The 6,862-nt window shown below is 31.2% G+C and carries 5 protein-coding genes; 4 read left to right on the forward strand and 1 reads right to left on the reverse strand.

The genetic code is table 11. The annotated features are described in order from the left end of the window. Positions 1-173: 173 nt before the first annotated feature. Together O3802_RS06675 and O3802_RS06680 are read left to right on the forward strand one after the other, a co-directional pair. Positions 174-1,583 (forward strand): peptide MFS transporter, encoded by a 1,410-nt coding sequence (locus O3802_RS06675; protein WP_371458834.1) that lies wholly within the window; start codon positions 174-176, stop codon positions 1,581-1,583. Between the two features lie 168 nt (positions 1,584-1,751). Further along, the gene (locus tag O3802_RS06680; protein ID WP_371458835.1) at positions 1,752-2,135 is read left to right on the forward strand and encodes a RidA family protein; all 384 of its coding nucleotides are present in this window, start codon (positions 1,752-1,754) and stop codon (positions 2,133-2,135) included. Between the two features lie 20 nt (positions 2,136-2,155). On the opposite strand, the gene O3802_RS06685 is transcribed toward O3802_RS06680, so the two are convergent. After that, positions 2,156-2,950 carry a hypothetical protein gene (locus tag O3802_RS06685; RefSeq protein WP_371458836.1) on the reverse strand — a complete coding sequence of 265 codons (795 nt, stop codon included), beginning with the start codon at positions 2,948-2,950 and terminating at the stop codon, positions 2,156-2,158. Between the two features lie 443 nt (positions 2,951-3,393). On the opposite strand from O3802_RS06685, the gene hisS reads away from it, so the two are divergent. Then, positions 3,394-4,674 carry a histidine--tRNA ligase gene (hisS, locus tag O3802_RS06690; RefSeq protein ID WP_371458837.1) on the forward strand — a complete coding sequence of 427 codons (1,281 nt, stop codon included), beginning with the start codon at positions 3,394-3,396 and terminating at the stop codon, positions 4,672-4,674. Next, on the forward strand, positions 4,674-6,446 hold the full coding sequence (gene aspS / locus O3802_RS06695; protein WP_371458838.1) for an aspartate--tRNA ligase: 1,773 nt from the start codon (positions 4,674-4,676) through the stop codon (positions 6,444-6,446). The genes hisS and aspS overlap by 1 nt, the downstream gene beginning before the upstream one ends. Positions 6,447-6,862 lie beyond the last annotated feature (416 nt).

The raw sequence follows: 6,862 nt of genomic DNA on the forward strand, positions 1-6,862 counted from the left end.
ATAGTTGTTACTAGGTATTCTTATTAAATGGTATTAATATGAAATAAATAGTAAAATATATTTAGGAAATTTATTCTTGTAGATTAAGATATTTTAAAACAGATTGATTTTTAAAAAGAGATAGTATATAATGAAAGCGTAAACATAATAAATAATTTAAGGAGGATAATAGTATGGAAAAAATGGAAAAGATGAGGCATCCTAAAGGACTTCACTTAGTAAATATCACTACTGTTATACAAAATTTATATGCTTATGGAATCATAGGATTTCTAATTTTGTTCTTTACAACGGGAACAGCAGAAGGTGGATTAGGTCTTGAAAAAGGATTTGCCGTGACCCTGTATGGATATTATGGTGCGGCTGGGTACATGGTTGCTCTTCTTGGAGGATGGCTAGCAGATAAATATTTAGGTCTTCAAAAATCTATTATATTAGGAACATTGTTCAGCTGTTTTGGGTATATAGCTCTGTATTTTTCGACTGGAGCATTGTGGACTGTTATTGCTAGTTTAGCCTTATTACTTTTTGCAGCAGGTATTGGTAAAGGGAATATTAGTGCTATGGTTGGTGCACTTTATGAACGTGACCAAGTAACTATGAAGGATGCAGCGTACAGTATTTATTATATGGCAATTAATATTGGTAGCCTATTTGGTCCAATTATTTTTGGTTTAGTTACAGATAGTTGGTTTGCCAAAGTGGCTAGTGATGGGAAAATTATTTCTTATGGATATCGTGTTGGTTTCTTAGTAGCAGCAGCTCTTGCATTCCTACAATTTGTCGTATTTGCAGTATTTGCGCCTACTTGGATAAAGGATAAAGGTAAACATCCAACAGCAAGTAAAACTGCTAAAAAATCTGTTAACCACCCACTAACTCAAATAGATAAAGATAGAATGAAAGCTATGGCTGTTATGTTCATATTCTCTACTCTATTCTGGTCAGCTTGGTTCCAAACACAAACATCGTTTGCTATTCTTACTCAAAAAGCAGTAGATAGAACAATTTTTGGGTGGACAATTCCAACCCCATGGTTAGTATCATTCAACGGTTTACTATGTGTTATATTAGCTCCAACATTTGGTGCACTATGGGTAAAACTTAGTAAGACAAAACGTGGTGACTGGGATACAGGTACTAAAATGGGACTAGGAATGATTATTTCTGGTTTGGCCTTCGTAGTTATTGTTTTTGGATTAAATACAATAAATGGTAATGTGGAAAGTGGACTAAAAATTAATATATTTTATATTTTACTTACTTATGTATTATTAACGGTAGGGGAATTATTCCTATCTCCAATCGGAATGGCGATGTTTAATAAACTTGCTCCAGCTAAATACGCATCATTAGCAATGGGTATTTGGTATTTAACATTCTCATTAGCGAATATTATTTCAGGATATCTTGCAAAACTAACAGTTAGATTGAATTATACACAAGTGTTCACATACATTGGTGGAGTTGTAATAGTTTTAGGAGTAGTGTTAATTTTACTTAAAGGATACTTGAATAAATTTATGCATATAGATAAATTAGAAGAAGAAGCTAAAGCTATTGCAGAAACTGAAGGAGAATAAATAAAGTACTAGTATCTTATAAAAATATGAGAGCTAATCTTTGGTTGTTATTCTAATATAGGAAAATTTTAAGGGTGAGCTGTATATTGATATGGCTCACTCTATTTGGGTAAAATAATTTTAGACCTTATAATATAAGTTATCAATAATAATAAAGGAGAATTTTAAATGGAAGTTAAGAAAGTAAATACAGAAAAAGCTCCTAAAGCTATAGGACCATATGTTCAAGCTAACAAAATAGGAAATCTTATTTTTTGTTCGGGACAGCTAGGTATTAATCCGGAAACTGGGAAATTGGTAGATGGTGGTGTTTTAGAAGAAGCTAAACAAGTGTTTAAAAATATTCAGGCTATATTGGAAGAAGCCGGAAGTTCAATGAATCATGTTGTGAAGACACTAGTCTTACTAAAAGATATTGCGGACTTTGTAGAAGTTAACAAAATATACGCTGAACAATTTAATGATGTATTACCTGCAAGGTCAGCTTTCCAAGTAGCTGCACTACCTCTAAATGGTAATATAGAAATAGAAGTAATGGCTGTAGAAAAATAAAAATAATGGTTAGCAAACTGCTAACCATTATTTTTTGCGTTATATCTTGCGATAGCTTCATCTATTTGCTCATTAGTAAAATTCGCAATATCACCTTTAAGTTCGTTTTCTATAATATTTCTGCTTGTACTACCCTCTTGAGTATACCTAATAGTATTGTATGTTTCTGGCGCTTGTTGTCCCGCAATACGTGGATGGATTTGGGTATTAGGTTTTGAAGAAGTTTTTTTGTTGCTAGATCTTTCTTTATTTTTTGCGTTCGTATTCTTCTTTTTTCCATCGCGAGTGTGTGCAGCTTTATTTTCATTATTTAGGTCAAGTAAAGCGTTGCGAAGATTGTTATAATCAAAATGGTATTTATTGACGATTTTTTCTATTTGCTTGTTTAAATTATTAGTTGTTTCATCTAATTCTTCAATTTCATCCATAGCTTTATTATAGTTTTCTATATTAGTGTTAAAGTATGAAATAGCTTTATCAAAAACCTTGTTAGTATCTAATTTTTTTACTTTATCAAGTAATTCTTTAGCAAAATCAACATCAGAGTTTTTTAATTGATTATCAATGTTTTTCAAATTACTTGCAATTTCCACTTCTTGATCGATATATTTTAAAGTTTCTTTTGCTTTTTCTGTAGTAAGAGATTCTAGTCCCTTTAATCCAGTAGCAAAATCATGATTGTCATTTATTAATGCCAGATACTTAGAGTGCTCCTCTTTAATATTTTTGCTTCCATAATTAATGTAGAAATATGTTCCGCCTACTAGTAAAAATATTGATAAAATTGGTATTAAATAAGAAATAAATTTTTTCAATAATATTGAGGCTCCTTTCTTCTGTCTATGTATTCCTTATTTTATACTGTTTAATAATAAAAATCAAGATAGAGGGTTTTCACTTTTAAAATTTAAAAATAATAGTATACAAAATATCTAGTAATATCTTGACAATATAGTAAGTTTGGTATAATATATTTAAATAAACTGTGACAATTATAAAGTAAAAAGATATTATTTCATGTTTTTATTTATAGAGAGTTTAATCCTTTGGCTGAAAGATTAAATATAAATGATTGAGATAAAGAAACACTTTTTGCAAAACTTAAAAGATTTTAATGAGATATCAGTATTCTGATATAAATTAGGGTGGCACCACGAAATTAGCAATCGTCCCATGTAGTCAAATGACTATAAGGGGCGATTTTTATATTAGAGTACATTAATAGAACAAGTAATTAAGTAATGAGAGGAGCTTTAATATGGTAATATCAATGCCTAGAGGAACTCAAGATATTTTGCCTGAGGAAAGTAGAAAATGGCAATATATTGAAGAAAAATTAAGAAAAATAAGTAGTGATTTTTGTTATGAAGAAATAAGAACACCTATGTTTGAGTCTACTGAGCTTTTTAGTAGAGGTGTTGGGGATACAACAGATATAGTCCAAAAAGAAATGTATACTTTTATGGATAAAAGTGATCGATCTTTAACTTTGAGACCAGAAGGAACAGCGGGAACAGTTCGTTCTTATATAGAAAATAAGCTTTTTGCACAAATAATTCAACCACAGAAGTTATACTATGTAGGACCGATGTTTAGATATGAAAGAAAACAAAAAGGGCGCTACCGTCAATTCGTTCAATATGGAGTTGAAGTTATTGGTGATGAAAGCCCAAAAATTGATGCAGAGGTTATTAGTTTAGCGTATAACATATATAAAATGTTTGGAATTGAAAATATTAAAGTGAGTATTAATTCGCTTGGGAATCCAGAAGAGCGTAGAGCATATAATGAAGCATTGATTAAACATTTTGAGCCTAGAATCCATGAGTTCGATGAAGATTGTAACAATCGTCTTTATAAAAATCCAATGAGAATATTGGATTGTAAAGTGGATGCTGAGCATGAACTTATAAAAACAGCACCAAGATTATTAGAGTATTTAGGAGAAGAATCAAAAGCGTATTTTGCAGAAGTACTTAGACATTTAGATGCGCTAGGTGTTAAGTACGAAATAGATCATAATTTAGTTCGTGGTCTGGATTACTATACTCATACGGCATTTGAGATTATGATAGATAACCCAGAAGTAGAATTAAAAACTCTTTGCGGTGGTGGTCGATATAATGGTTTAGTAAAATTACTAGAAGGACCGGAAGATAAAAAAGGTATCGGGTTTGCTTTAAGTATAGAAAGATTATTGCTTGCGTTAGAGAGTGAGAACATCACACTTCCTATCGATGATACAATTGATTTATTTGTTGTGTCAATGGGGGAAAAAGCTGGAGATGCAGCGGTAAAACTTACGAATGATTTGCGTTTAGCAGGATACAAAGCTCAAAATGATTATTTCGATAAGAAAATGAAAGCACAGATGAAGATTGCTGATCGTTATAAAGCGAAACTTTCTATAATAATAGGAGAAAGTGAATTAGAAAATGATGAATATGTTGTAAAAGATATGGAAACATTTAATCAAGAAACTGTGAAAAGCGAAAATATTATAAAATATTTAGAAGAAAAGTTGAAAGGAGAAAAGTAATGAGTGCATACGGAAGAACAGAATATGCAGGACGTATTGATGAAAAATATGTTGGAAAGAAAGTAGTAGTAAAAGGTTGGATAAGTAAAAGACGTGACCTAGGTAATTTAATTTTTATAGATGTAAGAGATAGAATGGGTGTAGTACAATGTGTCTTTTCTGGTGAAAAAAATAATGAATTACATGAACTTGCTTCTACACTAAGAAATGAATTTGTTATTTCTATTGAAGGAGAAGTTGTATTAAGAAATGAAAATACAGTAAATGATAAAATTGCAACTGGTAAAGTAGAAATTATTGCAGATAAATTAGAAATATTATCAAAAGCAAAAACTCTACCATTTGTATTAGACGATGCTTCATTATCTAGTGAAGAGTTACGTCTAAAATATCGTTACTTAGATTTAAGAAGAACGGAACTTGCTGAAGTATTACACTTACGTTCAAAAATTACTAAAGCAACAAGAGACTATTTAGATAACAATATGTTTGTTGATGTAGAAACACCTATTTTAACAAAATCTACTCCAGAAGGAGCGCGTGATTATCTTGTTCCAAGTAGGGTTCATCCAGGCGAATTTTATGCTTTACCACAATCGCCGCAATTATTTAAACAATTATTAATGGTAGCAGGATTTGACAGATACTATCAAGTTGCTCGTTGTTTCCGTGATGAAGATTTGCGCGCTGATAGACAACCAGACTTTACTCAAATTGATATGGAAATGAGTTTTATGTCGCAAGAAGAAATTCTTACTATGATTGAGGGTCTTATTGCGCATGTTATGAAAGAAGTAAAAGGAATTGATGTTGTAACACCATTCCCAAGATTAGACTACGAGGAAGCTATGGAAAGATTCGGTAGTGACAAACCAGATACTCGTTTTGGAATGGAATTAAAAGATGTTAGTGATTTAGTTAAAAACCTAGATTTTAAAGTATTCTCTAATGCAGTAGAACAAGGTGGAGCTGTTAAGTGTATTGTTGCAAAAGGGTGTGCTGAACAGTATTCAAGGAAAGATATAGATGCATTAGGTAAATATGTAGCTAACTATGGAGCTAAAGGATTAGCTTGGGTAAAAGTAACAGAAGAAGGATTAAATGGAGCGATTGCAAAATTCTTTACTGACGAAGTTGCTCAAGAATTAGTCGCACGTGTTGATGCTGAGGTAGGAGATATTATTTTATTTGCAGCGGATAGTAAAAAAGTATGCTATGCATCTTTAGGGGCATTACGTCAAAAACTTGCAGCAGATTTAGATTTAATTGATAAAGATAAATATAATTACCTATGGGTTGTGAATTGGCCTTTATTAGAATATGATGAAGAACGTGGAAAATACAGTGCGGCTCATCATCCATTTACAATGCCGAAAATAGAAGATGTGGAATTATTAGAAGCTGCTCCAGAAAAAGCTTATGCACAAGCATATGATATAGTCTTAAATGGCTATGAACTTGGGGGAGGAAGTATCCGTATTTACGATAAAGACGTTCAATCATCAATGTTTAAAGCGTTAGGATTTAGTGAAGAAGAAGCGAAATCTCAATTTGGTTTCTTATTAGATGCCTTTGAATATGGAGTTCCACCACATGGAGGGTGTGCATTAGGATTAGATAGATTTGTAATGTTACTTGCGGGTCGTGATAATTTACGAGATACTATTGCGTTCCCTAAAACAGCAGCAGCTGCAGATCCAATGACTCAAGCTCCATCGCCAGTGGACTTAGAGCAATTATTAGAACTAAATATTTCATTATTAAGAAAATAATAGTAAAAAGTTTATAGAAAAAAGTAGGTAGGATAGAATAGCATTTTGCCTACTTTTTTACTTTATATTTTTATAGGTTAATTAAAAAAATTCAAAAATTAGTATTTAAAAATCGAACAATTGATAATTTTAATAAAGTAAATGTTAAGAAAAAAGAAGAAACCACCTTGACAAAGGGGAAAGTAGATGATAGAATAAAACCAGTCTCAAAGAGACGAAGTCATTTTTAAAAGAAGTTATAAAAAAGTTTAAAAAAACTATTGACAAATAAAAATAAAAATGATAAGATATAAAAGTTGCTAACGCAACAAACTTGAACATTGAAAACTAAACGAATTAAGTCAACGTTAATTCCAAAAAGGACAGTTTTGAAAAGAAACTATAAAACTTTTTAAAGAGCTAATCAAGCTAACAAA

Source organism: Gemella sp. 27098_8_92 (genome assembly GCF_041433685.1).
Taxonomy (GTDB): Bacteria; Bacillota; Bacilli; order Staphylococcales; family Gemellaceae; genus Gemella.

Coding starts and splice junctions, on each gene's coding strand:
- aspS (WP_371458838.1), top strand. CDS start 4,674: ATGAGTGCATACGGAAGAACAGAATATGCAGGACGTATTGATGAAAAA.
- O3802_RS06680 (WP_371458835.1), top strand. CDS start 1,752: ATGGAAGTTAAGAAAGTAAATACAGAAAAAGCTCCTAAAGCTATAGGA.
- hisS (WP_371458837.1), top strand. CDS start 3,394: ATGGTAATATCAATGCCTAGAGGAACTCAAGATATTTTGCCTGAGGAA.
- O3802_RS06675 (WP_371458834.1), top strand. CDS start 174: ATGGAAAAAATGGAAAAGATGAGGCATCCTAAAGGACTTCACTTAGTA.